The organism is Caulobacter sp. SRI_008 (genome assembly GCF_057586355.1).
Genome location: NZ_JBYCZS010000001.1, coordinates 349,681 through 372,252 on the forward strand (window position 1 = coordinate 349,681; position 22,572 = coordinate 372,252).

General features: G+C 69.3%; 34 protein-coding genes. 14 read left to right on the plus strand and 20 right to left on the minus strand.

The window, feature by feature from the left end; genetic code table 11:
* Window positions 1-18: 18 nt before the first annotated feature.
* Window positions 19-702, minus strand: coding sequence for a GntR family transcriptional regulator (locus AC2YHT_RS01645; RefSeq protein ID WP_487287854.1), 684 nt, complete (start codon window positions 700-702; stop codon window positions 19-21).
* A 99-nt stretch (window positions 703-801) separates the two neighbouring features.
* On the opposite strand from AC2YHT_RS01645, the gene ribD reads away from it, so the two are divergent.
* Genes ribD through ribH form a run of 4 tightly spaced genes read left to right on the plus strand, consistent with a single transcriptional unit; the run spans window position 802 to window position 4,082 of the window.
* Window positions 802-1,812, plus strand: coding sequence for a bifunctional diaminohydroxyphosphoribosylaminopyrimidine deaminase/5-amino-6-(5-phosphoribosylamino)uracil reductase RibD (ribD, locus tag AC2YHT_RS01650; RefSeq protein ID WP_487287855.1), 1,011 nt, complete (start codon window positions 802-804; stop codon window positions 1,810-1,812).
* A gap of 13 nt (window positions 1,813-1,825) precedes the next feature.
* A complete protein-coding gene (locus AC2YHT_RS01655) occupies window positions 1,826-2,440 on the plus strand; it encodes a riboflavin synthase (protein WP_487287856.1) in 615 nt (204 codons plus the stop codon).
* Window positions 2,416-3,639 carry a 3,4-dihydroxy-2-butanone-4-phosphate synthase gene (ribB, locus tag AC2YHT_RS01660; protein ID WP_487287857.1) on the plus strand — a complete coding sequence of 408 codons (1,224 nt, stop codon included), beginning with the start codon at window positions 2,416-2,418 and terminating at the stop codon, window positions 3,637-3,639. Before AC2YHT_RS01655 ends, ribB begins: the two co-directional genes overlap by 25 nt.
* Entirely contained in the window at window positions 3,636-4,082 is a 447-nt protein-coding gene (gene ribH, locus AC2YHT_RS01665) for a 6,7-dimethyl-8-ribityllumazine synthase (RefSeq protein WP_487287858.1), read from the plus strand. The genes ribB and ribH overlap by 4 nt, the downstream gene beginning before the upstream one ends.
* Window positions 4,083-4,092: 10 nt before the next feature.
* On the opposite strand, the gene AC2YHT_RS01670 is transcribed toward ribH, so the two are convergent.
* From AC2YHT_RS01670 to AC2YHT_RS01680, 3 genes are all read right to left on the minus strand, one after another.
* On the minus strand, window positions 4,093-4,641 hold the full coding sequence (locus AC2YHT_RS01670) for a YcxB family protein (RefSeq protein WP_487287859.1): 549 nt from the start codon (window positions 4,639-4,641) through the stop codon (window positions 4,093-4,095).
* Window positions 4,642-4,708: 67 nt separating this feature from the next.
* Complete coding sequence (locus AC2YHT_RS01675; RefSeq protein WP_487287860.1) at window positions 4,709-5,482, minus strand: hypothetical protein; 774 nt, start codon at window positions 5,480-5,482, stop codon at window positions 4,709-4,711.
* A 79-nt stretch (window positions 5,483-5,561) separates the two neighbouring features.
* On the minus strand, window positions 5,562-6,062 hold the full coding sequence (locus AC2YHT_RS01680) for a winged helix-turn-helix transcriptional regulator (protein ID WP_487287861.1): 501 nt from the start codon (window positions 6,060-6,062) through the stop codon (window positions 5,562-5,564).
* A gap of 126 nt (window positions 6,063-6,188) precedes the next feature.
* Here AC2YHT_RS01680 and AC2YHT_RS01685 point away from each other — a divergent pair, with 126 nt between their 5' ends.
* Window positions 6,189-6,998 carry an SDR family NAD(P)-dependent oxidoreductase gene (locus AC2YHT_RS01685; protein ID WP_487287862.1) on the plus strand — a complete coding sequence of 270 codons (810 nt, stop codon included), beginning with the start codon at window positions 6,189-6,191 and terminating at the stop codon, window positions 6,996-6,998.
* A 72-nt stretch (window positions 6,999-7,070) separates the two neighbouring features.
* Window positions 7,071-7,262 carry a hypothetical protein gene (locus AC2YHT_RS01690; protein WP_487287863.1) on the plus strand — a complete coding sequence of 64 codons (192 nt, stop codon included), beginning with the start codon at window positions 7,071-7,073 and terminating at the stop codon, window positions 7,260-7,262.
* 173 nt (window positions 7,263-7,435) lie between these two features.
* On the opposite strand, the gene dmeF is transcribed toward AC2YHT_RS01690, so the two are convergent.
* From dmeF to AC2YHT_RS01720, 6 genes are all read right to left on the minus strand, one after another.
* Entirely contained in the window at window positions 7,436-8,368 is a 933-nt protein-coding gene (dmeF, locus tag AC2YHT_RS01695; RefSeq protein WP_487287864.1) for a CDF family Co(II)/Ni(II) efflux transporter DmeF, read from the minus strand.
* 8 nt (window positions 8,369-8,376) lie between these two features.
* Complete coding sequence (locus AC2YHT_RS01700) at window positions 8,377-8,652, minus strand: metal/formaldehyde-sensitive transcriptional repressor (protein WP_487287865.1); 276 nt, start codon at window positions 8,650-8,652, stop codon at window positions 8,377-8,379.
* Between the two features lie 156 nt (window positions 8,653-8,808).
* On the minus strand, window positions 8,809-9,750 hold the full coding sequence (locus AC2YHT_RS01705; protein ID WP_487287866.1) for a M20/M25/M40 family metallo-hydrolase: 942 nt from the start codon (window positions 9,748-9,750) through the stop codon (window positions 8,809-8,811).
* A gap of 34 nt (window positions 9,751-9,784) precedes the next feature.
* Window positions 9,785-10,483 carry a hypothetical protein gene (locus AC2YHT_RS01710; protein ID WP_487287867.1) on the minus strand — a complete coding sequence of 233 codons (699 nt, stop codon included), beginning with the start codon at window positions 10,481-10,483 and terminating at the stop codon, window positions 9,785-9,787.
* A 68-nt stretch (window positions 10,484-10,551) separates the two neighbouring features.
* Window positions 10,552-11,097 carry a hypothetical protein gene (locus AC2YHT_RS01715; RefSeq protein ID WP_487287868.1) on the minus strand — a complete coding sequence of 182 codons (546 nt, stop codon included), beginning with the start codon at window positions 11,095-11,097 and terminating at the stop codon, window positions 10,552-10,554.
* Window positions 11,094-11,735, minus strand: a complete 642-nt coding sequence (locus AC2YHT_RS01720; protein WP_487287869.1) for a hypothetical protein — start codon at window positions 11,733-11,735, stop codon at window positions 11,094-11,096. The genes AC2YHT_RS01715 and AC2YHT_RS01720 overlap by 4 nt, the downstream gene beginning before the upstream one ends.
* A 181-nt stretch (window positions 11,736-11,916) precedes the next feature.
* Here AC2YHT_RS01720 and AC2YHT_RS01725 point away from each other — a divergent pair, with 181 nt between their 5' ends.
* The 4 genes from AC2YHT_RS01725 to AC2YHT_RS01740 all read left to right on the plus strand — a co-directional run bounded on the left by AC2YHT_RS01725 (window position 11,917) and on the right by AC2YHT_RS01740 (window position 13,967).
* The gene (locus AC2YHT_RS01725; protein WP_487287870.1) at window positions 11,917-12,153 is read left to right on the plus strand and encodes a BolA/IbaG family iron-sulfur metabolism protein; all 237 of its coding nucleotides are present in this window, start codon (window positions 11,917-11,919) and stop codon (window positions 12,151-12,153) included.
* A 5-nt stretch (window positions 12,154-12,158) separates the two neighbouring features.
* Window positions 12,159-13,049, plus strand: coding sequence for an aldo-keto reductase family protein (locus AC2YHT_RS01730; protein WP_487287871.1), 891 nt, complete (start codon window positions 12,159-12,161; stop codon window positions 13,047-13,049).
* Window positions 13,050-13,102: 53 nt separating this feature from the next.
* Entirely contained in the window at window positions 13,103-13,444 is a 342-nt protein-coding gene (gene grxD, locus AC2YHT_RS01735; RefSeq protein WP_487287872.1) for a Grx4 family monothiol glutaredoxin, read from the plus strand.
* A gap of 103 nt (window positions 13,445-13,547) precedes the next feature.
* Window positions 13,548-13,967 (plus strand): acyl-CoA thioesterase, encoded by a 420-nt coding sequence (locus AC2YHT_RS01740; RefSeq protein WP_487287873.1) that lies wholly within the window; start codon window positions 13,548-13,550, stop codon window positions 13,965-13,967.
* A gap of 169 nt (window positions 13,968-14,136) precedes the next feature.
* Here AC2YHT_RS01740 and AC2YHT_RS01745 read toward each other — a convergent pair whose 3' ends face one another.
* On the minus strand, window positions 14,137-14,514 hold the full coding sequence (locus AC2YHT_RS01745; protein WP_487287874.1) for a hypothetical protein: 378 nt from the start codon (window positions 14,512-14,514) through the stop codon (window positions 14,137-14,139).
* A gap of 53 nt (window positions 14,515-14,567) precedes the next feature.
* Here AC2YHT_RS01745 and AC2YHT_RS01750 point away from each other — a divergent pair, with 53 nt between their 5' ends.
* Window positions 14,568-15,704, plus strand: a complete 1,137-nt coding sequence (locus tag AC2YHT_RS01750; protein WP_487287875.1) for a serine hydrolase domain-containing protein — start codon at window positions 14,568-14,570, stop codon at window positions 15,702-15,704.
* Here AC2YHT_RS01750 and AC2YHT_RS01755 read toward each other — a convergent pair.
* Window positions 15,701-16,615, minus strand: coding sequence for an EamA family transporter (locus tag AC2YHT_RS01755; RefSeq protein WP_487287876.1), 915 nt, complete (start codon window positions 16,613-16,615; stop codon window positions 15,701-15,703). The two genes, AC2YHT_RS01750 and AC2YHT_RS01755, sit on opposite strands and share 4 nt — an antisense overlap.
* Before the next feature lie 84 nt (window positions 16,616-16,699).
* On the opposite strand from AC2YHT_RS01755, the gene AC2YHT_RS01760 reads away from it, so the two are divergent.
* The 3 genes from AC2YHT_RS01760 (at window position 16,700) to AC2YHT_RS01770 (ending at window position 18,140) form a co-directional block, all read left to right on the plus strand.
* Window positions 16,700-17,182: an Lrp/AsnC family transcriptional regulator gene (locus tag AC2YHT_RS01760; RefSeq protein WP_110121498.1), complete on the plus strand. Its 483-nt coding sequence runs from the start codon at window positions 16,700-16,702 to the stop codon at window positions 17,180-17,182.
* 116 nt (window positions 17,183-17,298) lie between these two features.
* Window positions 17,299-17,730, plus strand: coding sequence for a hypothetical protein (locus AC2YHT_RS01765; RefSeq protein WP_487287877.1), 432 nt, complete (start codon window positions 17,299-17,301; stop codon window positions 17,728-17,730).
* A gap of 29 nt (window positions 17,731-17,759) precedes the next feature.
* Window positions 17,760-18,140, plus strand: a complete 381-nt coding sequence (locus AC2YHT_RS01770; protein WP_487287878.1) for a VOC family protein — start codon at window positions 17,760-17,762, stop codon at window positions 18,138-18,140.
* On the opposite strand, the gene AC2YHT_RS01775 is transcribed toward AC2YHT_RS01770, so the two are convergent.
* The 8 genes from AC2YHT_RS01775 to AC2YHT_RS01810 all read right to left on the minus strand — a co-directional run bounded on the left by AC2YHT_RS01775 (window position 18,137) and on the right by AC2YHT_RS01810 (window position 22,528).
* Window positions 18,137-18,337, minus strand: coding sequence for a hypothetical protein (locus tag AC2YHT_RS01775; protein WP_487287879.1), 201 nt, complete (start codon window positions 18,335-18,337; stop codon window positions 18,137-18,139). The two genes, AC2YHT_RS01770 and AC2YHT_RS01775, sit on opposite strands and share 4 nt — an antisense overlap.
* Window positions 18,338-18,398: 61 nt before the next feature.
* Entirely contained in the window at window positions 18,399-19,331 is a 933-nt protein-coding gene (gene htpX, locus AC2YHT_RS01780; protein ID WP_487287880.1) for a zinc metalloprotease HtpX, read from the minus strand.
* Window positions 19,332-19,350: 19 nt separating this feature from the next.
* Complete coding sequence (locus tag AC2YHT_RS01785; RefSeq protein ID WP_487287881.1) at window positions 19,351-19,707, minus strand: TFIIB-type zinc ribbon-containing protein; 357 nt, start codon at window positions 19,705-19,707, stop codon at window positions 19,351-19,353.
* A 444-nt stretch (window positions 19,708-20,151) separates the two neighbouring features.
* Window positions 20,152-20,769 (minus strand): 30S ribosomal protein S4, encoded by a 618-nt coding sequence (gene rpsD, locus AC2YHT_RS01790; protein WP_110121502.1) that lies wholly within the window; start codon window positions 20,767-20,769, stop codon window positions 20,152-20,154.
* A 178-nt stretch (window positions 20,770-20,947) separates the two neighbouring features.
* Window positions 20,948-21,193, minus strand: a complete 246-nt coding sequence (locus tag AC2YHT_RS01795; RefSeq protein ID WP_487287939.1) for an ExbD/TolR family protein — start codon at window positions 21,191-21,193, stop codon at window positions 20,948-20,950.
* 67 nt (window positions 21,194-21,260) lie between these two features.
* Window positions 21,261-21,677, minus strand: coding sequence for a biopolymer transporter ExbD (locus tag AC2YHT_RS01800; protein WP_487287882.1), 417 nt, complete (start codon window positions 21,675-21,677; stop codon window positions 21,261-21,263).
* Window positions 21,677-22,081 carry a hypothetical protein gene (locus tag AC2YHT_RS01805; RefSeq protein ID WP_487287883.1) on the minus strand — a complete coding sequence of 135 codons (405 nt, stop codon included), beginning with the start codon at window positions 22,079-22,081 and terminating at the stop codon, window positions 21,677-21,679. The genes AC2YHT_RS01800 and AC2YHT_RS01805 overlap by 1 nt, the downstream gene beginning before the upstream one ends.
* 57 nt (window positions 22,082-22,138) lie before the next feature.
* Window positions 22,139-22,528: a hypothetical protein gene (locus AC2YHT_RS01810; RefSeq protein ID WP_487287884.1), complete on the minus strand. Its 390-nt coding sequence runs from the start codon at window positions 22,526-22,528 to the stop codon at window positions 22,139-22,141.
* Window positions 22,529-22,572: the final 44 nt, after the last annotated feature.

Below are 22,572 nucleotides of genomic sequence, written 5' to 3' on the forward strand. Positions count from 1 at the left end.
CGCCGCGTCGCAAAACCCCTACCGGCCTTCAGGTTCAGAAGCGCTAGGGGGCTGGCCGATCAATCGGGCGCAGATCGACTCGGCGAGGACGGCGTCTCTAGCGGCGATCGCGTCGGCCATCCGCCGGTGCAGGACCACGTCGATCAGCTGGTCGTCGGGCGCCTGCTTCTCCATCTGCCAGATCCAGAAGCGGGTGGCGGTGTTCTGCAGGCTGACGACGAAGCGGGCCAGGGTCGGGTTCTGGGTGGCGAAGGCCACGGCGCGGTGGAAGGCCAGGTCCATGGCCAGCATGGCCCGGAAGTCACCGGCCGCGATCGCCTCCTCGGCCCCGTCGAAGGCTTCGAGGATCGCCGGCAGGTCGGCCGGGCGATGGTTGCGGGCGGCCAGGCCCGCGGCCTTGGCCTCCAGCATCAGCCGCACCTGGAAGGCGTGCTCGATCTCGGCCACGTCCAGCGGCGCGACGATGGTGCCGACACGGGGGCGGCGCACGACCAGCCCCTCAATGGCCAGCCGTCCGAGGGCGTCGCGCACGCCGGCCAGACCTCCGGCGTAGCGCACGGCCAGCGCCTTCTCCTCCAGCACCTGCATGGGCGCCAGATCGCCCAGCAGGATGTCCTGCAGGATCAGCTCGTACAGCCGCGCCTTCTGCAGCCCCGGCGACCAGGCGCCGTGCGGCTCGACGCTGTTGCGCGGCCCCTTCATCGCGGCGGTGGCGGACGGTCGGTCATGCTTCGCAGTTAAGCCAAAAGGCACCGAGCGTCATTCCCGACGGGGTCTAAAATGTAAGAGACGCGAACGGCGATGCTGGCTTGGAAAGCCGCCGATCCCGTCATCTATAGGCGGCCGATGACGGCCCCCTTCCCCTCCCCCGACCAGATCGCGACGGCCTTTCGGCTGGCGCTGGACGCCGCCGACCGCTTCGTCGGCGCCACCGCGCCCAACCCGCCGGTGGGCTGCGCCGTGCTGGCGGCGGACGGGTCGGTGCTGGCGAGCGCGGCCCACGAGGCGGCGGGACAGCCCCACGCCGAAGCCGCCGCCCTGGCCGCCTGCCGCGCGGCGGGACGGCTGGACGCGGTCCACACCGTGGTCGTCACCCTGGAGCCCTGCAATCACCACGGCGCCACCCCGCCCTGCGCCGAGGCGATCCTGGCCAGCCCGGCGCGAGCGGTCTGGTACGGCGCGGGCGATCCCAATCCGACGGCCGCAGGCGGGGCGGCGCGGCTGGAGGCGGCCGGCCTCGCCATCCAGCCGATCGCCGCCCTAGCCCACCCCGACGCCGCCGACCTCTCCGCCCGCGCAGCCCGACTGATCGCCCCCTTCGTCACCCGACTGACCAAGGGCCGGCCGTGGCTGACCATCAAGCAAGCCCTCGACATCAAGGGTTCGATGATCCCGCCGGCCGGTGCCAAGACCTTCACCTCGGAAGCTTCCCTGACCCTGGCCCATGACCTGCGACGGCGGGCCGACGCGGTGATCACCGGCTCGGGCACGATCCTGGCGGACAGGCCGCTGTTCACCGTCCGCCGGGTTCCGGACCCGCGCAGCAAGCCGCGCCGCCTGGCGATCCTCGACCGCCGGGGCCGCACCCCAAGCGCCTATCTCGACGCCGCCCGCGCGCGGGGCTTCGTCCCCAGCCTGCACGGCGACATCCCCCAGGCGCTGGCCGCCCTCGCCGAGGACGGGGTCATGGAGGCCCTGGTCGAGTGCGGCCCGCCCCTGCTGGCCGCCTTCCTCGAAGCCGGCCTGTGGGACGAGCAGATCATCATCCGCCAGGGCGCGGACGGCGACGCCGTCACCCGCGTCCTGGCCTGAAGGAGGAGACCCGATGTTTTCCGGAATCGTCGAGCGCCTGGGCGAGGTGACGGCCATCGAAACGGTCGCCGACGGCGCCGTGCGCCTGACCTTGCAGACCGGCTTCCCCGACCTGGCCCTGGGCGAGAGCGTGGCGGTCAACGGCGCCTGCATGACCATCGTCGCCAGCGACCAGACCGGCCGCGCCGAGGTGTTCGTCAGCGCCGAGAGCCTGGCGCGCACCAATCTCAAGGCCCTGGTGGCCGGCGGTTTCGTCAATCTGGAGCGGGCCGTGACCCTGGCCACGCGGCTGTCGGGACATCTCGTTCAGGGCCATGTGGACGGCGAGGCGCGCGTGGCCTCGATCGTCCACGAGGACGGCGCCTGGAAGACCCGCTTCGACCTGCCGGCGACGCTCGCTCCCTACTGCGTCGAGAAGGGCTCGATCGCCCTGAACGGGGTCAGCCTGACCCTCAATGCGGTGGAGCCGGTCGAGGACGGCCGCTTCGCCGTCGGGGTGACCCTGATCCCCCACACCTGGACCCACACCAACCTGCAGCACGCCGCGCCCGGCGACCCGATCAATGTCGAGGTCGACGTGCTGGCCAAATATGTGGAGCGGCTATGTCACGCCTCCCTGAACGCCTGAGCGTGGCGCTGGAGCGCCTCAAGTCCGGCGGCATGATCATCCTCGTCGACGACGAGGATCGCGAGAACGAGGGCGACCTGGTGCAGGCCGCGCAGTTCGCCGACGCCGCCGCAGTGGCCTTCATGGCCAAGCAGGCCAGCGGCCTGATCTGCCTGGCCATGGACGCGCCTCTCATCGACCGCCTCGGCCTGCCGCCGATGGTCGCCGACAACCGCACGCGGCGCAGCACCGCCTTCACCGTCTCGATCGAGGCGACGCAGGGCGTCGACACCGGCATTTCCGCAGGCGACCGGGCGCGGACCATCCAGGCGGCGGTGGCGGAAGGAGCCTCTCCCGCCGACATCGTCTCGCCGGGCCACGTCTTCCCGCTGCGGGCCGTGCCCGGCGGGGTGCTGGCCAGGGCCGGCCACACCGAGGCCTCGGTCGAGCTGGCGCGGATGGCCGGCCTGACCCCGGCGGCGGTGATCTGCGAGATCATGAACGACGACGGGACCATGGCCCGGGGCGACGACCTGGCCGCCTTCTCGGCCCGCCACGACCTGCCGATCCTCAGCATCGCCGAGCTGTGCGCCCACCTGATCGCCGCCGATCCGCCGGTCGAGGCGGTGGCGAGCGCCCGCCTGCCCACCCGCCACGGCCTGTTCGAGGCCCGCGCCTTCCGCAGCCGCCTCGACGGCGGCGAGCACCTGGCCCTGGTGCGGGGACCGCTGACCGACGCGCCGCTGGTGCGGGTGCATTCCGAGTGCCTGACCGGCGACGCCTTCGGCTCGCGTCGCTGCGACTGCGGCGCCCAGCTGGACGCGGCGCTGGCCGAGATCGACGCGTCCGGCAACGGCGTGCTGGTCTATCTGCGCGGCCACGAGGGTCGCGGCATCGGCCTGGCCAACAAGATCGCCGCCTACGCCCTGCAGGACCAGGGGCTGGACACCGTAGAGGCCAACCACGCCCTGGGCTTTCCCGACGACGCCCGCGACTACGGCCCCGCCGCCGCGATCCTGCGTTCGCTGGGGGTCGGCGAGGTTCGCCTGCTCAGCAACAACCCGCGCAAGGCCGCGGCCCTGGAAAGCCTGGGCGTCACCGTGCGCCAGACCCTGCCGCTGGTCGTTCCGCCCGATCCGCTGAGCGCCGGCTACCTGGCCACCAAGCGCGCCAAGCTCGGCCACCGTCTTTCCGCTCCGCCTTCGAGGATCCCCGCATGACCGCCGCCCGCTTCGCCGTAGTCATCAGCCGCTTCAATCCCGAGGTCACCGGCGGCCTGCTGGCCGGGGCCCTGGCCGAGTTCGCCAAGCGCGGCGCGCCGGTCGCGGAGGCCGACGTCTTCGAGGCCCCCGGCGCCTTCGAGCTGCCGCTGATCGCCCAGGCCCTGGCCCGCACCGGCCGCTACGCCGGGATCGCCTGCCTCGGCTGCGTCATCAAGGGCGACACCGCCCACTTCGAGTTCATCAGCGCCGGCGCCGCCTGGGGCCTGGTCAGCGCGGGCCTGGCCACCGAGACCCCGATCGCCTTCGGGGTGCTGACGACCTACACCGATGAGCAGGCGGAACTGCGCAGCCGCGACGACGCCGGCAACAAGGGCCGCGAGGCCGCGGCGGCCTGCGTCGAAGCGGCGGCGACGTTGCGGGCGATCCGGACGGCGGCGTGACGACCGCCGCTCAGCGGCGGCGGCGCTTGCCCAGTTCGGGGATTCGCCCCGCCAACCGCGCCTGCAAGGCGGCGAGATCGGCGTCCGGCGTCCCGGCCGTCGGGATCGAGAACCACAGCGACTTGTCGGCCACGATGACCAGGGCGTCGTTGGTCCTGTGATACCCCTGCAGCTCGGCCCAGCCATAGGTCGCCTGAGTGTTCGTCGACAGGAAGCTCACCCCGTCTTCGCGCACCACGACGCTGGAGTGGGCGTAGTAGGCCGCGTGCTTGCGCAGGATCGTGCGCGCCAGCACCGGAAACAGCATGAAGCGTAAGTAGGCGAACAAGGCGCCCGCCATGCCCAGCCCCTCGAGCACGCAGCCGATCAGCGACCCACGCACGGCTTCCGGCGTGCTCCAGTCGAAGATCGTGAAGCCGAAGAAGACGGCCATCGCCGCGCCGCCCGCCGCCGCGGTCCCATACATCGCCGGGAAGTTGGCGACGCACAGCATCGCCGCGACGATGGATTTTTCGGTCGGCGCGTAGGGAATGACGAGTCTGTCGGCGTCCGGGCTCATGCGCGCCTTCTACGAGATCGGCGAAGCTTGGCAACTTCCGATCGACGCGGCGCGGAGCCTTGCCGCCTCAGGCGTAGGTCACGTTCTCCAGCGTGAAGATGAACGGCTTGGCGTCGGGACCCTCGCCGCCGCCGGTCATGACGATGTCGGCGCCGGCCATGCCGATCAGGTTGATCTCGGTGTTGACCTGCTGGACGACGGCGCTGGTCAGCGGCTCGCCCTCGCGCACCTGCGAGACCGCGCCGATCCAGATCGTCGGCCTGAAGGTGAAGATCACCTGGCTGCCGGGGAAGAGGGCGCGGGTCTGGACGTAGGGCTTGCCGGCCCGGAACACCGTGACCCCCACCGAACCCTGGGCCAGCTGGTTGATCACCCCGAAGGCCTCGGGCGAGGTGGCTTGGTCGGTGAGCTGCAGGCTCTCGCCCGAGGGCGTGCTGGTCACCGTGGCCACCTGGCCGTTCTCGATCGCCAGCTGCGGCGAGACGTTGCCCCAGGCGTCGATCACCCCGATCGTCACCGCCGCCGGCCAGACGAAGGGGTGGCTCCAGCCGGGCGCGCAGTTCTGGATCACCAGCCAGGCCGACGAGGCCTCGTCGGCGGCCGGGGTCACCGGCTTGCCGAACACCAGCACCTGGGTTCCGGGGCCGCCGTTGGAGCGGTTGATGAAGTTGAGCTTCACCTCCGGACCGCTCGAAGACGCGGCCGCCGTCAGGGGCGGCGACTGAGCCTCGGGCTCGGCGGTCACGGTCGGTGCGGGCGGCGCGGCGACATCCTCGGCCAAGGCCGAGACCGGGGCCGGATCGGTCGCGCCGTTGGCGCTCTTGGCGGTGATGGTGTCCATGGTCGTGCCTCCCCGGCGGCGTCTTCACAATCGAGGATAGCATACAACCAAGGCGAAAGCCGTTGGCAAGATCGCCGTTTCAGCTTCGCGCGCTCAAGATCTCCATCAGCGCCAGGCGTGCGAGCACCGCCTCGCCCGCGGCCGGGCCGGCGGCGTAGGCGAAGTCCGCCCCGTCGATCGGCTTGCCGCTGCGGGCGTCGATCACCACCGGCTCGGCGGTCTGGCCCGTCTCGCGGTCGACCAGGCAGCTGGCGATCCCTTCCTTGGCGAGATGGCGGTTGCCGAAGGCCAGCAGGGCCGTCAGCACCGGTCCGAAGTCGCGGCCCATCTGCGTCAGCACGTACTCGTGGCGCACGGGCCGATCCTGATAGGGCCGCCGCTCGAGAAAGCCGGATTCTACAAGCGCTCCGAGACGCTTGGTCAGAATGTTCGGCGCGACCCCGAGGCTCTTTTCGAACGCGTCGAAGCGGGTGAGGCCGTGGAAGGCGTCCCGCAGGATCATCAGGCTCCAGACGTCGCCGACGCGTTCGAGCGTGCGGCCGACGGGGCACTGTCCGGGATCGAAGGCGCGCGTGGTCATGGACGAAAGATAGGGCTTGGCTAGCAAAATGAAAGCCGGTCACTTGCAATTCGAAAGTAACTTGCCATCTGCAAGTCACGCCGGGCCGAGCGCCGAGGCGACAACCATCCCGAGGGGATAGAGACCATGAGCAAGCAACAGTTTCCCGGCGCGGCCCTGGTGACGGGCGCCTCCACCGGCATCGGCGCCACCTATGCCGACCGCCTCGCCAGGCGCGGCCACGACCTCGTGCTGGTCGCCCGCGACGCCAAGCGCCTCGCCGACCTGGCCGAACGCCTGAAGGCCGACACCGGCGTGAAGGTCGACGTCATCCAGGCCGACCTGACGAACGCCGCCGACCTGGCCCGCGTCGAGGCCCGGCTGCGCGACGATGCGTCCATCGACCTCCTGATCAACAACGCCGGCGCGGCCCTGGCCGGCGACTTCGTCGACCAGGACCTCGACAAGGTCGACAACCTGATCCAGCTGAACGTGGTGTCGGTGACCCGCCTGGCCCACGCCGCGGCTGGCGCCTTCAAGGCCCGCGATCGCGGCGCGATCGTCAACATCTCGTCGGTTGTCGGCCTGGTTCCCGAGTTCCGCTCGCCCGTCTACGGCGCGACCAAGGCCTATGTGACCTACTTCACGCAGGGCCTGCGCAGCCAGTTGCCGGAGAGCGTGAAGCTGCAGGCCGTGCTGCCCGGCGCCACACGCACCGAGATCTGGGACCGTTCGGGAAGCGGCGGCGCCGACGCGCTGGATCCCTCGACCCTGATGGAGGTGGGCGACCTGGTGGACGCGGCCCTGGCGGGCTTCGACCAGGGCGAGCTGGTGACCATCCCCTCCCTGCCCGACGCCGCCGACTTCGCCGCCTATGACGGCGCGCGCCTGAACCTGGCCCCGAACCTGTCGCGCGACCGCCCGGCGGCCCGCTACCGGGTTCCCGAGCACGCCTGAGCCCAGGACGGCGACGGCCCGGAACGAAAGCCGCCGCCGTCCGCTCCCCCTTCGCAAGCAGGGAGGCGCGCCATGTCCGTCATCGCCAATCTCGACGAGTTCATCCTGGAGGAGTCCGAGCACGGCATCTTCCTGACGCTCACCGCCGACGACGACCAGACCCTGCGCGTGCGGGTGACCCTCGACGATCTCGAAGAGATCATGGAGGTCATCGACGAGGTGTTCGGCGTCGAGGTCGAGGCGGCCAACGACGAGGTGGACTGATCCCCTTCTCCCCTTGCGGGAGAAGGTGTCGACGAAGTCGACGGATGAGGGGTCGCACCCACGAAAAACGCTGCGGCGGCCGATCGGCTGCCGCGGCGTCTTGCTTCTGAGAGACCCCTCACCCGGCCCCACGCTGCGGGGCCACCCTCTCCCGCAAGGGGAGAGGGACGCTGCTAGGAAGCTTCCACCGTCAGGTGCCGCAGCTCGTGCACCGGGACCAGCCGGCCGCGCACGGCCTCGGCGGTCAGGCCCGCCACGCTGACGATGGCGGCATGGGCCTGGGGCCCGACCTTCCAGACATGCAGGTCCAGGATCCGGGCGTCGCCGGGGCCTTCGACCAGCTCGCGCACTTCCTGCGCCACGTGGTCGTCGGTGGTGTCGAGCAGGACGGCGGCGGTGTCGCGCATCAGGCCGATGGCCCAGCGGCCGATGACCACCGCCCCGACCACACCCATGATCGGGTCCAGCCAGGTCCAGCCGAACTGCCGTCCGGCGACCAGGGCGACGATGGCCAGCACCGAGGTCAGGGCGTCGGCCAGCACGTGCATGTAGGCCGAGCGCAGGTTGTTGTCGTGGCCGTGCCCATGATGACCATGGTCGTGGTGTGCGTGGTCATGACCGTGGTGGTGGTCGTGGCCATGATGGTGGCCGTGGTGATGTCCGCCCGACAGCAGGGCGGCGCTGGCCAGGTTCACCAGCAGACCGACCACCGCGATGACGATGGCCTCCATGAAGGCGATCGACGACGGCTCGAACAGCCGGCGTACCGACTCCACGCCGACGCCGATGGCGATCACCGCCAGCACCAGGGCCGAGGCGAAGCCCGACAGGTCGCCGACCTTGCCGGTGCCGAAGCTGTAGCGGGCGCTCGTGGCGTGCTTGCGGGCATAGGCGTAGGCGGCGGCCGCCACGGCCAGGGCGCCGGCGTGGGTGGCCATGTGGAAGCCGTCGGCCAGCAGGGCCATCGAACCGGTCCACCAGCCGGCCAGGATCTCGACCACCATCATCACGGCGGTCAGCGCCACCACCCACAGGGTGCGACGGGCGTTGGCGTCGTGGTCGGCGGCCAGGAAGACGTGGTCGTGCGGAACCGGGGCGGCGGTCATGTCGGATCTCATTTGGAATAGCGGCGGAAGGCCTCGATCACCTCGGCCGCGCCCTTTTCGCGCTCGGCGTCGGTGAGGCCCGGAGCGGCCACGTGCTCGCGCAGGTGGGCCTCGACGATCTCGTCCAGCAGGCCGTTCAGCGCGCCGCGGGTGGCGGCGACCAGATGCAGGGTCTTGGCGCAATCGTGGTCGTCGGCGATCGCGCGTTCGATCGCCGCGACCTGGCCGGCGATGCGGCGGACCCGCTTGAGCAGGGCGTCGTTGTCGGTGGAGAGGTGAGCCATAGCATACCCCCCTATAGTATGTGAGCGATCGGAGGAACCCGCTCTCTTCCGTAAAATCCCCGCGAAAGCGGGGACCCAGGTGTTTTATCGTCGAGCGCGGCGGGTTGCAGAAAAAGCCTGGGTCCCCGCTTTCGCGGGGATTTTACGGATTTGGGATCAGCGGCCCGAGGCCTTCACGATCTCCCCCAGCCGCTCGTCAAACGCCCGGGTCGCCTGGACCACCGTCGCCACCGAGCCCTTGAAAAAGGCTTGGGGGATGGTTTCGAAGTCGTCGGTGGGCTGGTGGTATTCGGGGTGGTCCTCGACGCCGAAATAGACCCACGGCACGCCCTTCTCGGCGAAGGCGCCCTGGTCGGACTGGAAGGTCCAGTTGTTGTCCTTGCCCTGGGCGTCGGTGTCGTGGCCCTGCCTGAGGGTCACCGGCGCGGTCTTGGCGACATCGTCGAGAATGGGCTTGAGGAACGGCTGCGGCGAGGATCCGGAGACGTAGAGCTCGCCCTTGGCGTTCTTGCTCAGCATGTCGAAGTTCACCGTCAGGCCGATGCTCGCCAGCGGGACCGAAGGTGCGGCGGCGAAGGCCTTGGCGCCCTTCAGGCCGCTCTCCTCGGCGTCGAGGGCGACGATCAGCACGTCGTGCTTCGGCGGTTTTTCCTTGAAGGCCTCGGCCACCGCCAGCAGGCCCGCCACGCCCGAGGCGTTGTCGTCGGCGCCGTTGTAGATCTGACCGTTTTTGACCCCGACATGGTCGTAGTGGGCGGTGACCAGCAGCGCCTTGCCGCCGCCTTCCGTCCCCTGGATACGGGCCACGAGATTGACGCCGGTGACCGTCACGCCGTCCTTGCGCTTGAAGCGGAACGGCCGCTCGAAGCCCTCGCCGATCGGCGCCAGGCCGATCCCTTTGAAGCGTTCGAGAATGTAGGTGCGCGCCAGCTGCGAGCCGGGCGAACCCACCGCCCGTCCCTGCATGGCGTCGGCCGACAGGATCTTGACGTCGTCCAGCGCCAGGTCGCCCGGACCGGCCAGGGCGGGCGCGGCGAGGCCGGCGAAGACAGCGGCCGCGAGCAAAAGCGCGGAGGGGGCGGCGAGAACCTTACGCATCGAAACTTTCCCGTTCGGCCCGATCACAGCCCAGTCACAGCCAGGACACGAGCCACTGATCGAAGGTTTGATCATCAGGCCTGTGTTCGCGCAACCAGCGCAAAGGCGGCGAAGCGGCGACGGCGAGCGCTTCGCTGCGCCGCGCGGCGTCACGCAGTCCAGCGACGTCGCGCGCCCAGCACCCGTCGCTTCGGCTCTCGACACCGGGCCACGGCGCGCTGGTCTTGCGACGGTAGTGATGCGCCTCCTCGACCGGCGGCTCCAGCGGTCCGCAGACCACCGCCCAGTGGCGGATCTCGATCACCCGTCCTTGGGCGTCCTTCACGGTCGGCCGAACAGCCTTGTAGAGGTGGACGACCGGGCTCCCGCCGCTCTGTGCCTGCGGCGACAGCAGCGACAATTGCAGGATCATCGGCTCGCCGGCCGCCAGCAGGTAGCCCACCCTGGCCGTTTCGGCGTCAGGCTCGTCGCCGGTCCTCACCAGCCGCTGGTACGAAAGCCGTTCAGGCATGAGCACGGCCTTGGCGCACGACGGCCACTGCCCGCTCGGCAGGGCCGGATCGACATCGCATCCGGGCGTCCGCGCCACCCACCAGCCGGCCTTCAGCGTTCCTTCCGGCACGGTGTCGCCGGCCTCGAACAGCGAGGTCTTGGACGCGACGAGGTTCTCGCAGCCGCCCAGCAGGGCTGTCGTCGCCAGGGCCAGCGCTGGCCAGATCCTCGGAAGTCTCATCGCGCCCTGCTCCGAAATCGCGCTACACGCCTCCCTTCGCTCGGAAACACTTCCCGGTCGAGGCCCGCCTAGCGCGGCTCCTCCTCCGGGCCAGCATCGCGGATCCATTGATAGGAAAAGAGGTCGCCATAGAGATCGCGATCCTCGGCCGAGGCCGCGCGGATGGCGTTTTTGCCCTCGACCAGACAGGCGTGACGGACGGGGTCCCAGCGCACGCCAGGCTGCTTCGACGTCTTGCCGTCCTCGGGGACCTCGCACCAGATCGGCCAGAAGCGGAGACGCGTAACCCGCCCCCGCGCGTCACGGGCCGTAATCCCCACGCCGACATAGCTGCGCCAGTGGGTCGAATAGGCCTCGTCCAGATCTATGAAGCCACCGAACTTTTCGTCGTAGTCATGGTCGAGCCGCAGCATCGGCGGATCACCGGGCACGAAATGAAGCGGCATGCGCAGGATCTGGCCGTCGACCCGGCTCAGCACCTCGCCGCCGCGCACGAGCACCGTAGAACAGCCGGCTTCGTTCTTCGAGCAGCCCATCCCCCAGACCCCCTCGCGCACCACCAGCGGCGGCGGGGTCGCGGCCACGGCGGCGGCGGCCAGCAGGGCGGCGATCATCGGCGCGCCTTGGCGAAGTCGTCGGGACGAGGCTCGCGGACCCAGCGCATCTCGCGCGGGTGTTCCTTGTCTTCCCGGACTCCGACCGCGGCGGCCGCCATCAGCGCCGCCTCGCTGTCGGCGACGCAGGTCACGCCCTCGCTCTTCCAGCTCAGGCCGGGCTTGAGCGGCCGTCTTTCGTCAGCCCCCTCGGGCGCATCGAAATCTTCGCAGAAGAGAAACGAGAAGCGCAGAGCGACCACCTGCCCCGCCGCATCAAACGCCGTGGGCGTAACGGTTCGGTATGCGTATGCGCCGGACGCCTTCTCACGGTCGAAGCTCTGCAGGATCAGGGGGTTTCGAACCGCCAGCAGTGTCTCAAGCTGTCGCCAGACCAGACGGGCGTCCTTGTCCAGCTCGAGCACGACATGGTCCTGGCTTCGAACCAGGACGATCCCGCAGCCTTCCCAGCGTCGGAGCGACCGATCCGCCCGGGCCCGGCAACCCTCGACCGACACGACCCATAGCCCGGGTTTCAGCGCCGGCGCGCCACGCGCGTCCTGCGCACCGAACCAAGGCGTGTCCGACACCACCTCGGCGCAACCGCCCAGCCCCATCGCGACCGTCGCCGCGACCACAACCCCCAACCACCGCATCACGCCCACCTCACGCAAGATTCACGGATACGTGATCGTTACGTGAGATCGCGTTATCGTCAAGCGCGATCGACGGCGCTCGCTCGCCCCTGCGTCGATTGCACCTGAGCGCGACACCCGCCATATGCGCGATCTTAAGGTTTATCGGGCATCTAGCCCTTCCAAGGATCGGAGACTCCGCCCCATGCCCATGGCGCCCGACGTGCTCGAAGCCCGCCTGAACGCGGCTTTCCCGGACTCCGAGATCGTGCTGACGGACCTCGCCGGCGACGGCGATCACTACAAGGCGCGCATCGTCTCGCCCGCCTTCCGCGGCCTGAACCGCGTCAAGCAGCACCAGATGGTCAACCGCGCCCTGGCCGACGTGCTGGGCGGCGAGCTGCACGCCCTGGCGCTCGAAACCGCCGCCCCCACGGAGTAAGGCCCTTGCGCTATCGTCCGTTCGGCAAGGAAGGCATGGCGATCTCGGCGATCACGCTGAGACTGGCCGACCATCCGCGCATGGGCGGCAAGGACTGGCGCAACCTGATCTTCACGGCCCTCGAAGCCGGCATCAACAGCTTCGAGGTGCACGGCTCGTCCAACGCCCTGCTGGAGGGCGTGAGCGAGTCCCTGACCACCATCGAGCGGCGGCTGCTGTTCGTGGGCTGGCGCCTGCGCAGCGGCGGCGAGTTGCTGAGCGCCCAGGCCGCCCACGACACGGTCGACCTGGCCGTCGAGCGTTGCGGCCTGTCCTATGTGAACCTGGTCACGGTCGACGACCCGGGCTCGGCCTTCCCGCCCTCGGCCATGGCCGCCCTGCTGGGCCTGCGCCAGTCGGGCCTGATCCAGTCCCTGGGCCTGGCCAGCCGCGGCGACAGCCAGGAGCGCCATCTGGCGACCGGCGTGTTCGACGCCCTGGCCGCGCCGTTCAACCTGTCTTCGGGTTGGGCGGATCGCCACCGCGTCCGTAACGCCTTCGGCCGCGACGTGGCGGTGATCGGCGAGGACTTCTGGCCCCAGTCGATCCGCGACCGCGAAGCCAGGCCGATCTTCAAGAAGCCGTCGCTCTGGCGGCGCCGCACCGACCCGCTGGCCAATCTGGGCGGCTACGACTTCCTCGACAGCACCCCCGGCTGGACCGGCCAGGAGCTCTGCCTCGGCTACGCCCTGACCGAGCCGTCGCTGGCCACCGTGCAGGTGATCACCCACAAGCGCGACAAGCTGGAAGCCCTGGCCCGGGTGACCGAGCGCGACCTGCCGACCGGCTGCGCCGCCCAGATCGAGATGGCGCGGTTTTCGGCCGAACAGGCCGCTGGGGCCAAGCGCCGCGCTTGACCCGGGGCCTTGCGGCGCCTAGCTGAGAGGCTACGCCCAAGGAATTCCCCGTCATGACTGAAGTCGCCGCCTCTCCCGCCATCGAATTCATCGCCAAGACCGTGGCCGAGCACCCGGTGGTGCTGTTCATGAAGGGCGTGCCCGACCAGCCGCGCTGCGGCTTCTCGTCGGTGGCCGTGCAGATCCTCGACCACCTCGGCGTCGAGTTCGTCGGCGTCGACGTGCTGCAGGACGACGAACTGCGCCAGGGCATCAAGACCTTCACCGACTGGCCGACCATCCCGCAGCTCTACGTCAAGGGCGAGTTCGTCGGCGGCAGCGACATCGTCCGCGAGATGTTCCAGTCGGGCGAGCTGAAGACCCTGCTGATCGACCAGGGCGTCATCACGGCGTGAGCCCCCAGCCGAAGTGCGAAGCGGTTCGGCGCCCGGGGGGCTCACCTCCTAAGAAGAACGCGCGTCCCTTCCCCGAAACCGCTCACACTTTCGGGGGACGCGCGTGAGCCGCCTCTTCGTCCCGCCCGGCGACGCCTATCCCCTGACCTTCGAGCCGAAGGCGTCGGACATCGACGCCAACGGCCACGTCAACAACGTGGTCTATCTGGGCTGGGCTCAAGATCTCGCCATCGCGCACTGGGAGGCCTGGGCTTCGGAAGAAGAACGGGCCCCCTGGAGCTGGGTCGCCCGCCGCCACGAGATCGACTACCGCCGCGAACTGCTGCCGCATGAGATCGCCACCGGCTACACCTGGGTGGGCGAACTGAAGGGCCCGCGCTTCGAGCGCTATGTCCGCATCGACGGCCCCGACGGCGAAATGTGCGCCCAGAGCCGCACCGACTGGGTGCTGATCGACATCGCCGCCAAGCGTCCGGCGCGGGTTCTGCCCTGGATGATCGAGCGCTTCACGCCGAAGGGCTGAGGTCTACCGACCGCACGCACCTTGCTTTCTTCCCGTCATTCCCGCCCTTGTGGCGGGAACCCCTGGTTCCGCCCGCACGTGAAGAGCAAGCGGATCGCCAGCGATCCGCCCCATTCTCCCTTGCGGCTGACAGAGGGGTTCCCGCCACAAGGGCGGGAATGACGGGAGGTTATGGGGTGTTGACGGGATTCAGCACCCGCACCGCTGAGACGCCGCTCAAACCCAGCTCACCCCAGCCGAACCGCACCTCGACCGTCTCCGGTCCGCCGCCCTTGCAGGTCTCCAGCCTACGCCGGGCGAAGGCCACCGACGGGACGCCGCCTTTCCGGTCGACGAAGAAGCGCAGGTCTTCCTTGCGCAGGCAGCCGGCCGACTTCAGGCGCACGATCAGGCCATCGGCGTCGACCCGCACGCCCAGCAGCGGCTCCAACTCGCCCGGTGCGTCGGCCCCGGCCGGCAGCAGGCGCGGCGGGGCTGGCGGCACGGCGGCGCAGCCTGAGAGCAAGAGCCCGGCCAGCAGCACGCGGCGGTTGAAAAAGACGCCCATGGCCGCCAAGGTCGCCCGGCGCGAGGGTGCGCGCAACTGTGGGGCCTGTGGAAATGCGTGGAAAGTCTCTGGCGTGGGCGGCGGCGAGCTTGTGTCTGGCCGCGGGATCGGCGCACGCCGAAAATCCGAAACTGGATGATGAAATCGCCCGGCTGACGACCGTGGGTAAGATCCCCGGCGTGGCCGTGGCCGTGATCGAGAACGGCAAGGTCGTCCACGTCACGGCGATGGGCGTGCGCAACCAGAAGGGCGATCCCCTGACCCCGCAGACGGTGATGTACGCCGCCTCCCTGACCAAGACGACCTTCGCCTATTACGTGATGATGCTGGTCGACGAGGGGAAGCTCGACCTCGACAAGCCGATCGCGGAAATCCTTCCCAAACCCCTGCCCGACTACAAGGCCTATGCCGACCTCGCCGCCGATCCGCGCTGGCGCAAGATCACCCCGCGCATGCTGCTCACCCACTCGGCGGGATTTCCGAACTTCCGCTGGCTGAACCCCGACGAGAAGCTCGACATCAAGTTCGAGCCGGGCAGCCGCTACGCCTATTCGGGCGAGGGCCTGAACCTGATGCAGTTCGTCATCGAGCAGGGCCTGGGCCTGAAGGTCGGCGAGGACATGGACAGGCGCCTGTTCAAGCCGCTGGGCATGAGCCGCTCGGGCATGGTCTGGCGCGACGACTTCGCGACCGACCTGGCCGACGGACGCCAGGCCGACGGCAAGTGGGAGGGCCACGACGACCGCTCCAGCGTCAAGGCGGCCGGCTCGCTCGACACCACGATCGACGACATGGGCAAGCTGGCCGCGGCCATGGCCAGCGGCTGGGGCCTGTCGAAGAAGGCCCGGGCCGAGTTCTCGCGCGGCAGCCTGGCGATCCCGGCCGCCTATCAGTTCCCGCCCTTCACCGAGGACAAGAACCCCGACAACGCCAGGATCAAGCTGGCGGCCGGCGTCGGCGTCGTCACCTTCGACGGGCCGCAGGGCCACGCCTTCTTCAAGGGCGGCCACAACGACATCACCGACAACATGCTGGTCTGTGTCGAGAAGCGCCGTCGTTGCGTTGTGGTGCTGACCAACGCCGGCGACGGCCAGCGGATCATCCCGTCGATCGTCAAGGCGGCCCTGGGCGAGACGGGCCTGCCGTGGGGTTGGGAATACACCCGGCTGCTGCCGGTGGAAGCGCCCTAGCCGCCCGGTCGCTCCAGCGCCTCGGCGTCATCGACCACCGCGCTCTCGGGCGTGGTGGTGAGGATCGCGCCGGCCGAGGCGGCGACGATGCAGGCGATGGCGCCCCACTGCTGCAGCGACAGGTGCTCGGCCAGCACGAAGAGGCCGGCCAGGGCGCCGATCGCCGGCTCGACGCTGAGCATCACGCCGAAGGTGCGCTTGGGGATGCGCTTGAGGGCGATCATCTCCAGCGAATAGGGCACGGCGCTGGAGCAGACGGCGACCACCAGGCCCAGCAGCATCAGACGCGGGTCGAGCAGGGCCGCGCCGGCCCCGGCGACGCCGAACGGCACGACGATCAGGGCCGCCACGCTCATGCCCAGCGCCACCGAGCGGCCGCCGTGCAGGTGGCCCAGGCGCTTGCCGGCGACGATGTAGAGCGCCCAGCAGACGGCCGCCGCCAGGGCGAAGGCCACGCCGACCGGGTCCAGCGCCGGCCCGCCCAGCTTCAGGGGCAACAGCAGCATCAGGCCGAAGGCGGCCAGGCCGATGCACAGGAAGTGGCTGGGCTTGCGCGCGTGCAGCAGCGACAGGGTCAGCGGCCCCATGAACTCGATGGCCAGGGCCACGCCCAGCGGGATGGTGCGCAGGGCCATGTAGAAGCTGAGGTTCATCACCCCGGTGGCCGCGCCGTAGAAGACGACGCCCATGACGTCGCGCCGGCTCAGCGGAAAGCGCCAGGGCCGCCACAGGACCAGCAGCAGCAGGGCCGCGAAACCGACCCGATAGGCGCTCGTGCCCTGCGCTCCGACCAGCGGGAACAGGCTCTTGGCGAACGAGGTGCCGCCGGCCAGCGTCACCATGCCCCCGAATAGAGCGGCATAGGGCAGCAGCGCGTCGAGCGCGGGACGGCGGAGGGCGACGGAGGACATGCCCGGAAGATAGGCGTCGATCCTCGACGCTTCTCGCCGAAATTCGTCGTATACCGCCTGAAACAGGCGATATCGGAGGCCCGAATGACGAAATCCGTCACGCTCGACAATTTCGACCGCAAGCTTCTGGAACTGGTACGCCGCGACAACCTCGAGCCGGCCCGTAGTCTGGCGCAGAAAGTCGGCCTGTCGGAAAGCGCCGTGCTGCGCCGCCTACGGCGGCTGCGCAAGGAAGGCGTGATCGTCGCCGACGTGGCCATCGTCGATCCGGCCCGGCTGAACGCGGGCCTGACCATGCATGTGCTGGTGGAGATGGAGCGCGAGGGCAGCGCCCTCTTCAACGCCTTCGCCGCCGGGGTGGCGGCCCGCAAGGAGGTGCTCAGCGCCTGGCACGTGACCGGCAGCACCGACTTCCTGCTGACCGTCACCGTGCCGACCATGGAGGCCTATGAGGCCTTCACCCACGAGGTGCTCAACGACGACCGCCGGGTGCGCTCGTTCATCACCCTGGTCGGCATCCGCGAGATCGTGCGGCTGGATCCATCGCGCGCGCCTCTGGTGGAGTGAGAGCCGCCAAAAACATCCCAAAGGTGGAATGCGACCAAACCACATCCGCAAAGGTTGTTGACGACAACGTCGGATGGATGTCGAAATCGATGCAACAAATGTCGGGAGGCGAACTCATGAAGGCGCATGTCATCGCGATCGGCCTGGCCCTGGCTTCGGCGCTCGCCGCGGCCGGCGGCGCGGCCGCCAGCACCTGGCACTGGGCTCAGGCCTCGACCAAGGAAGACGCCATGGCCGCGGCCACCGCCGAAGCCCAGGCCAAGGCCACGCGCAAGGGCACCTGCTACAAGCCCGCCGTCACCCTCGACAAATGCCGCCAGACCGCCGACGGCTTCAGCTGCCGCGCCGACAGCGCCGACATCAGGGGCACCTGCCTGGCGTGGGACGACTGGGTGGCGATGCCGATGCGCCTGCCGCCCGCGGGGCCGGCGGCTCCCTTCCCGGGCATGTCGTATCCCGCCTACCAGACCATCTCCGCCCCCGACTATCCGGGCTCGCCGTTCACGCTCGGCGTGTACGTCCCGCCGCCGCCGTTCCCCTCGCAGTGAGCCCGAACGCCTGACCGCGGGATCCGCGCATGCTCGGCGACGCCGCCCCGATGGGCTTTCTGGCGGTCAGCGACGTCGGGAAAGCGCGCGCCTTCTATGAGGGCGTGCTGGGCCTTGCCTTCGTCAGCCAGGACGACTTTGCCCTGGTGCTGCGGGCCGGGCCGATCTTCGTCCGGATCACCACGCCGCCGCAGCCGGTCATCGCGCCCTACACCGTGTTCGGCTGGCGGGTCGACGACATCGAGGCGGAGGTCGCTGACCTGACGGGCAAGGGCGTGGCGTTCGAGCGCTATCCCTTCTTCGGCGACGACCAGCGGCCCGACGGCGTCTGGACCGCGCCCGGCGGCGACAGGGTCGCCTGGTTCAAGGATCCGGACGGCAACCTGCTGTCGCTGTCGCAGCACGGCTAGGAGCGCCTGGCCCAACTCCACTGCAACGCGACGACCCCGACCGCTCCGACGATGAACGATACGGCGCGTATCACCGGCGTTTTGTAGGTGCTGTCGGCGCCGACGACGCCGTTCACCGCAAACACGACCAGCACCGCCGCGCCGAATATCAGCGCGAGCCAGCCGCAAGTCTGCAGAATGAACCTAAGAACCCGCATGGCGCCCCCGCTCGAGCCGTAGCCTAAGCGGGCACGCGCGGCTCAGGCAAGTTTCGGCTTGTCAGCTCCAGGGGCCCGGCTTGCGGCTGGGCGCGCTGGTCGGCACGGCCGTCTCCAGGCGCTGACGCGTCCCCTGCCCGATCGCCAGCTTCAGCAGGGCCTCGATCCGATTGCGGGTGGCCGGGTGGGTCGAGAACAGGTTGTCGGCGCCGCGGCCGGCCAGCGGGTTGATGATGAACATGTGGGCCGTGGCCGGATTGCGCTCGGCCTCGTGGTTGACCACGCCGCCACGGGCATAGGCGTCGATCTTCTCCAGAGCGCGGGCCAGACCCCGGTTGTCGCCGGCGATTTCGGCCCCGACCCGGTCGGCCTCGTATTCGCGCGAGCGGCTGATGGCCATCTGCACCAGCATGGCGGCGATCGGCGCCAGGATCGCCAGGGCGATGGCCCCAATGATCCCGCCCGGCCGCTCGTCGTCCTCGCGCGAGCCGCCGAAGAAGAAGGCGAAGTTGGCCAGGGCCGAGATCGCGCCAGCGATGGTCGCCGTCACGGTCATGGTCAGGGTGTCGCGGTTCTTCACGTGGGCCAGTTCGTGGGCCATGACGCCGCGGATCTCGTCGCGGTCGAGCATGGCCAGCAGGCCCGTGGTGGCGGCCACGGCGGCGTTTTCAGGGTTTCGGCCGGTGGCGAAGGCGTTGGGCTGGTCGCTGTCGATGATGCAGACGCGCGGCATGGGCAGGCCGGCGCGCTGGGCCAGGTCCCGCACGTCGCGGGCGTAGTTTCGCACCAGCGGCTCGGGGTGGCTCTCGTCGACCTCGACCGCGCCATAGGCCCGCAGCACGATCTTGTCGGCGTTCCAGTAGGAGAAGACGTTCATGCCGGCGGCCAGCACGAAGGCGATCAGCATGCCGGTCGCGCCGCCGATCATGTAGCCGGCCCCGACGAACAGAGCCGTCAGGCCGGCGAGCAGGGCGAAGGTCTTGAAGTGGTTCATGGCCTTTGAGGGTTATGGATCAGTCGAAGATGTCGAAGAGGTCGAAGCGCTTCTTCTTGTGATGGCCGTGACGGCGATGGTCGTCGTCATGGTCGTAGCGCTTGTGGCCGTCGTGGCGCTTGTGGTCGCCCCGCCAGGCGTCGTCGTAGCGACGCGGCTCGGGGCGCTGTTCATAGGTCGGCTGGGCGCGGTTGAAGGGCGACGGCTGCGGCGCGGGCGCGGCTTGCGCGTCCTCGCGCTCCAGGGCCATCAGCTTTTCCAGTTCGCCGCGATCAAGCCACACGCCCCGGCACTTGGGGCACATGTCGAACTCGACGCCGGCGCGCTGCACGGCCTGCATGGAGCCGTCGCAGTTGGGGCACATCAGAAGGGGCATGGTCGGTCGGGTCCCTGTTCCAAGAGTGGACGGGTGTTCCCGACGTCAGGTCCGGCACGAGGGGGGAGGGAAACCCGGACCCAGACATCGAGAACACCCGATGCGGTCCGACATCACGCGCGTTGTGTCCCACAACGCTGCGCCAGAGGGGCCCGGCCCGCGACTTTGAGATAGGGAGGGGTTTTCGGGTTTCAAGGGCCGCCTTCGATCCTTCTCCCCTTGCGGGAGAAGGTGGCGGCCGAAGGCCGTCGGATGAGGGGTCTCTCAAACATGAGACGCCTCATCCGGTCGAACTGTCTTAGCGGCTGATGGTTCTGAGAGACCCCTCACCCGACCTCGCTCCGCGAGGCCACCCTCTCCCGCAAGGGGAGAGGGATCCTGAAAACAAAAAAGGCCCCGGATCGCTCCGGGGCCTTTTCCGATCTCTTGCGAGTTCGACGCGTCTTACGAAGCGTAGAATTCGACGACGAGGTTCGGTTCCATCTTCACCGGGTACGGAACTTCCGACAGTTCCGGAGCGCGGACGAAGGTGGCCGACAGGCCCTTGGCGTCGACCGAGACGTACTCGGCGAAGTCACGCTCGTTCGAGGCGACGGCTTCGAGCACGAGAGCCATGTTGCGCGACTTTTCGCGGACCGCGATCACGTCGCCCGGCTTGCAGCGGTACGAAGCGATGTTCACGCGCTTGCCGTTCACGGTCACGTGGCCGTGGTTCACGAACTGGCGGGCGGCGAACACGGTCGGCACGAACTTGGCGCGGTAGACGATGGCGTCCAGGCGCGACTCGAGCAGCGCGATCAGGTTTTCCGAGGTGTTGCCCTTGCGGCGGGCGGCTTCCTCGTAGGTGCGCGAGAATTGCTTCTCGGTCAGGTTACCGTAGTAGCCCTTCAGCTTTTGCTTGGCGCGCAGCTGCAGACCGAAGTCCGACACCTTGCTCTTGCGACGCTGGCCGTGCTGGCCCGGGCCGTAGGACCGCTGGTTGACCGGCGACTTGGGCCGGCCCCAGAGGTTCTCGCCCATACGGCGATCGATCTTGTACTTGGCGCTATGGCGCTTCGACATAGGTCACTCTTTATATCGATCCGGGCCGGTCCTCCCTAGGGAGGGCGATTGCAACGGCGGCGTCGGGTCATTCCGTCATAAGGTCGTCGCGCCGCGCGGCGAGCCGGCGGCGTGAAGGCGCGGTTTATGACGGAGGGGCGACGGGGAGTCAACGGCGGGCGCCTATCCCCCCGGAGCTCTAATGGATGTCCTCGTTGAGGATCCTGGGCCTCAGGCCCGCGTCCTCGACGGCGCGGACCACCTCGAACACCTCGGCATAAGGCGTGTCGGAGTCGGCCCGCACCTCGACCAGCGACCAGCCGGCCGTCTGGGACGTCTCGTGCAGCGCGTCGGCGAACCGTTCGCGCGGTACGGCCTGGTCACCGACGAACCAGCGGCCGTCATGAATGGATACGTAGGTTCCTTCGCGCGGGAACGCATCCATCACCGGTGGTAGCGCGGCGGGAATGTCCAGCCGCAGCTGTCGGACCGCCGTCCCGCCAGCCGCGCCATCAGTGGATTTCCTCGTTGATGAAGCCGGCCTTCAGTCCGGCGTCGTCCAGGCCCCGCACCACGGCCGCCACGGCCTCGTAGCGCACGTCGGCGTCGGCGCGGATCATCACGAACCTGAGACCATGCTCGCGCGCCTCCCGGGCCGCGTCGGCCACGGCGGCGTCCGCACCGGCCATACGAGTCGCCCCCACATAGGTCTGACCGTCACGCTGGATGGAGATGTAGACGCCCTGCGGCCAGTCGATGCCAGGCGGCGGTCCCATGTTGCACCCTGGAGCGTCGATATTGACGCCCTTCTCGAGACTCACGGCCGAGGCCGCCACCACCGCGAACACGGCCAGCAGCACGCCGATCATCGGCGCCAGGTTCATCGCCTTCAGCGGCTCGCCCGCGAACCGTCCCGCCAGCCGCGCCATCAGCTTGACCTCTCATTGATCAGGTCGACGCCGACCCCGGAGCGTCCCGCCGCCTCGACCAGCGGCCAGATGGAACCATAGGCGGCGTCGGGGCCGGCCCGCACGGCCAGCCGATGGTCGGCGGCGGCGAGCCTGGCCAGCGCCGCATCAAGGTCGGCGCGCCCGATCGCTCGCCCGTCCAAGCGATAGGATCCGTCCGCCTCGACGACCAAGGCGGCCGCTGGCCGGAAAGGGCCGCAATAAATGGAGGCAACTGGCGGCAGCTCCAGGCTCGTCGCACTTTTGGTAGCGCCGGCCAGGCTGGCCACTCCAGCGAACAGAGTCAGCAGCACGCCCGCTAGCGGCGTCAGATTGACCGCCGCGATCGGCCTTGCCTCGAACCGTCCCGCCAGCCTCTGGGCCATCCGCGCCTCTCTCTCGAAACGAGAGTGGCGCGGCGGCGAAAGGCTGACAAGCGTAATTTACGGCCGCTGCAGCGGGTTGCGCACGCGGATGCGGTCGTTGCGCTGCACACCCAGGCCGTCGAGGTCGAAGCGCACGTCCTTGCCCTCGGGCACCAGGGCGCGGCACAGGTCGGGACGCTCGCGGACCAGGGTGATGGCGACGACGGAGTCGCGGCGGTTGGCCTCGACCTTGAAATCCTCGGCCTTGGTGCAGCCGTTCGACGACACCCGGGCCACCAGTTCGCCCTTTTCCAGGCCGACGGCGTAGATCGACTCCAGGTCGTCGCTGTCGTTGATCTTCACGGTGACGTCGCGCTTGCCGCCGTGGTCGGCGTCGATGATGACGCAGGCCGAGGTCGACAGGCCAGCGGCCATCACCAGGGCCAGGACGGCCAGTTTCTTCTGCATGTTCTTGAACCCCTCAGCGGCCGAACTTGGCCTTGGCGGAGAGG

What these genes read in the sequence shown, in the direction of transcription:
- AC2YHT_RS01700 (WP_487287865.1), bottom strand. Translation starts at nt 8,652, where the DNA reads ATGGCTCACCTCTCCACCGACAACGACGCCCTGCTCAAGCGGGTCCGC.
- AC2YHT_RS01680 (WP_487287861.1), bottom strand. Translation starts at nt 6,062, where the DNA reads ATGACCACGCGCGCCTTCGATCCCGGACAGTGCCCCGTCGGCCGCACG.
- AC2YHT_RS01755 (WP_487287876.1), bottom strand. Translation starts at nt 16,615, where the DNA reads ATGTCCTCCGTCGCCCTCCGCCGTCCCGCGCTCGACGCGCTGCTGCCC.
- AC2YHT_RS01690 (WP_487287863.1), top strand. Translation starts at nt 7,071, where the DNA reads ATGTCCGTCATCGCCAATCTCGACGAGTTCATCCTGGAGGAGTCCGAG.
- AC2YHT_RS01685 (WP_487287862.1), top strand. Translation starts at nt 6,189, where the DNA reads ATGAGCAAGCAACAGTTTCCCGGCGCGGCCCTGGTGACGGGCGCCTCC.
- AC2YHT_RS01785 (WP_487287881.1), bottom strand. Translation starts at nt 19,707, where the DNA reads ATGCCCCTTCTGATGTGCCCCAACTGCGACGGCTCCATGCAGGCCGTG.
- dmeF (WP_487287864.1), bottom strand. Translation starts at nt 8,368, where the DNA reads ATGACCGCCGCCCCGGTTCCGCACGACCACGTCTTCCTGGCCGCCGAC.
- AC2YHT_RS01765 (WP_487287877.1), top strand. Translation starts at nt 17,299, where the DNA reads ATGAAGGCGCATGTCATCGCGATCGGCCTGGCCCTGGCTTCGGCGCTC.
- ribB (WP_487287857.1), top strand. Translation starts at nt 2,416, where the DNA reads ATGTCACGCCTCCCTGAACGCCTGAGCGTGGCGCTGGAGCGCCTCAAG.
- ribD (WP_487287855.1), top strand. Translation starts at nt 802, where the DNA reads ATGCTGGCTTGGAAAGCCGCCGATCCCGTCATCTATAGGCGGCCGATG.
- AC2YHT_RS01645 (WP_487287854.1), bottom strand. Translation starts at nt 702, where the DNA reads ATGAAGGGGCCGCGCAACAGCGTCGAGCCGCACGGCGCCTGGTCGCCG.
- AC2YHT_RS01760 (WP_110121498.1), top strand. Translation starts at nt 16,700, where the DNA reads ATGACGAAATCCGTCACGCTCGACAATTTCGACCGCAAGCTTCTGGAA.
- htpX (WP_487287880.1), bottom strand. Translation starts at nt 19,331, where the DNA reads ATGAACCACTTCAAGACCTTCGCCCTGCTCGCCGGCCTGACGGCTCTG.
- AC2YHT_RS01805 (WP_487287883.1), bottom strand. Translation starts at nt 22,081, where the DNA reads ATGGCCCAGAGGCTGGCGGGACGGTTCGAGGCAAGGCCGATCGCGGCG.
- AC2YHT_RS01675 (WP_487287860.1), bottom strand. Translation starts at nt 5,482, where the DNA reads ATGGACACCATCACCGCCAAGAGCGCCAACGGCGCGACCGATCCGGCC.
- AC2YHT_RS01810 (WP_487287884.1), bottom strand. Translation starts at nt 22,528, where the DNA reads ATGCAGAAGAAACTGGCCGTCCTGGCCCTGGTGATGGCCGCTGGCCTG.
- ribH (WP_487287858.1), top strand. Translation starts at nt 3,636, where the DNA reads ATGACCGCCGCCCGCTTCGCCGTAGTCATCAGCCGCTTCAATCCCGAG.
- AC2YHT_RS01725 (WP_487287870.1), top strand. Translation starts at nt 11,917, where the DNA reads ATGCCCATGGCGCCCGACGTGCTCGAAGCCCGCCTGAACGCGGCTTTC.
- rpsD (WP_110121502.1), bottom strand. Translation starts at nt 20,769, where the DNA reads ATGTCGAAGCGCCATAGCGCCAAGTACAAGATCGATCGCCGTATGGGC.
- AC2YHT_RS01705 (WP_487287866.1), bottom strand. Translation starts at nt 9,750, where the DNA reads ATGCGTAAGGTTCTCGCCGCCCCCTCCGCGCTTTTGCTCGCGGCCGCT.
- AC2YHT_RS01655 (WP_487287856.1), top strand. Translation starts at nt 1,826, where the DNA reads ATGTTTTCCGGAATCGTCGAGCGCCTGGGCGAGGTGACGGCCATCGAA.
- AC2YHT_RS01795 (WP_487287939.1), bottom strand. Translation starts at nt 21,193, where the DNA reads ATGGATGCGTTCCCGCGCGAAGGAACCTACGTATCCATTCATGACGGC.
- grxD (WP_487287872.1), top strand. Translation starts at nt 13,103, where the DNA reads ATGACTGAAGTCGCCGCCTCTCCCGCCATCGAATTCATCGCCAAGACC.
- AC2YHT_RS01670 (WP_487287859.1), bottom strand. Translation starts at nt 4,641, where the DNA reads ATGAGCCCGGACGCCGACAGACTCGTCATTCCCTACGCGCCGACCGAA.
- AC2YHT_RS01800 (WP_487287882.1), bottom strand. Translation starts at nt 21,677, where the DNA reads ATGGCGCGGCTGGCGGGACGGTTCGCGGGCGAGCCGCTGAAGGCGATG.
- AC2YHT_RS01710 (WP_487287867.1), bottom strand. Translation starts at nt 10,483, where the DNA reads ATGAGACTTCCGAGGATCTGGCCAGCGCTGGCCCTGGCGACGACAGCC.
- AC2YHT_RS01775 (WP_487287879.1), bottom strand. Translation starts at nt 18,337, where the DNA reads ATGCGGGTTCTTAGGTTCATTCTGCAGACTTGCGGCTGGCTCGCGCTG.
- AC2YHT_RS01770 (WP_487287878.1), top strand. Translation starts at nt 17,760, where the DNA reads ATGCTCGGCGACGCCGCCCCGATGGGCTTTCTGGCGGTCAGCGACGTC.
- AC2YHT_RS01750 (WP_487287875.1), top strand. Translation starts at nt 14,568, where the DNA reads ATGCGTGGAAAGTCTCTGGCGTGGGCGGCGGCGAGCTTGTGTCTGGCC.
- AC2YHT_RS01715 (WP_487287868.1), bottom strand. Translation starts at nt 11,097, where the DNA reads ATGATCGCCGCCCTGCTGGCCGCCGCCGCCGTGGCCGCGACCCCGCCG.
- AC2YHT_RS01745 (WP_487287874.1), bottom strand. Translation starts at nt 14,514, where the DNA reads ATGGGCGTCTTTTTCAACCGCCGCGTGCTGCTGGCCGGGCTCTTGCTC.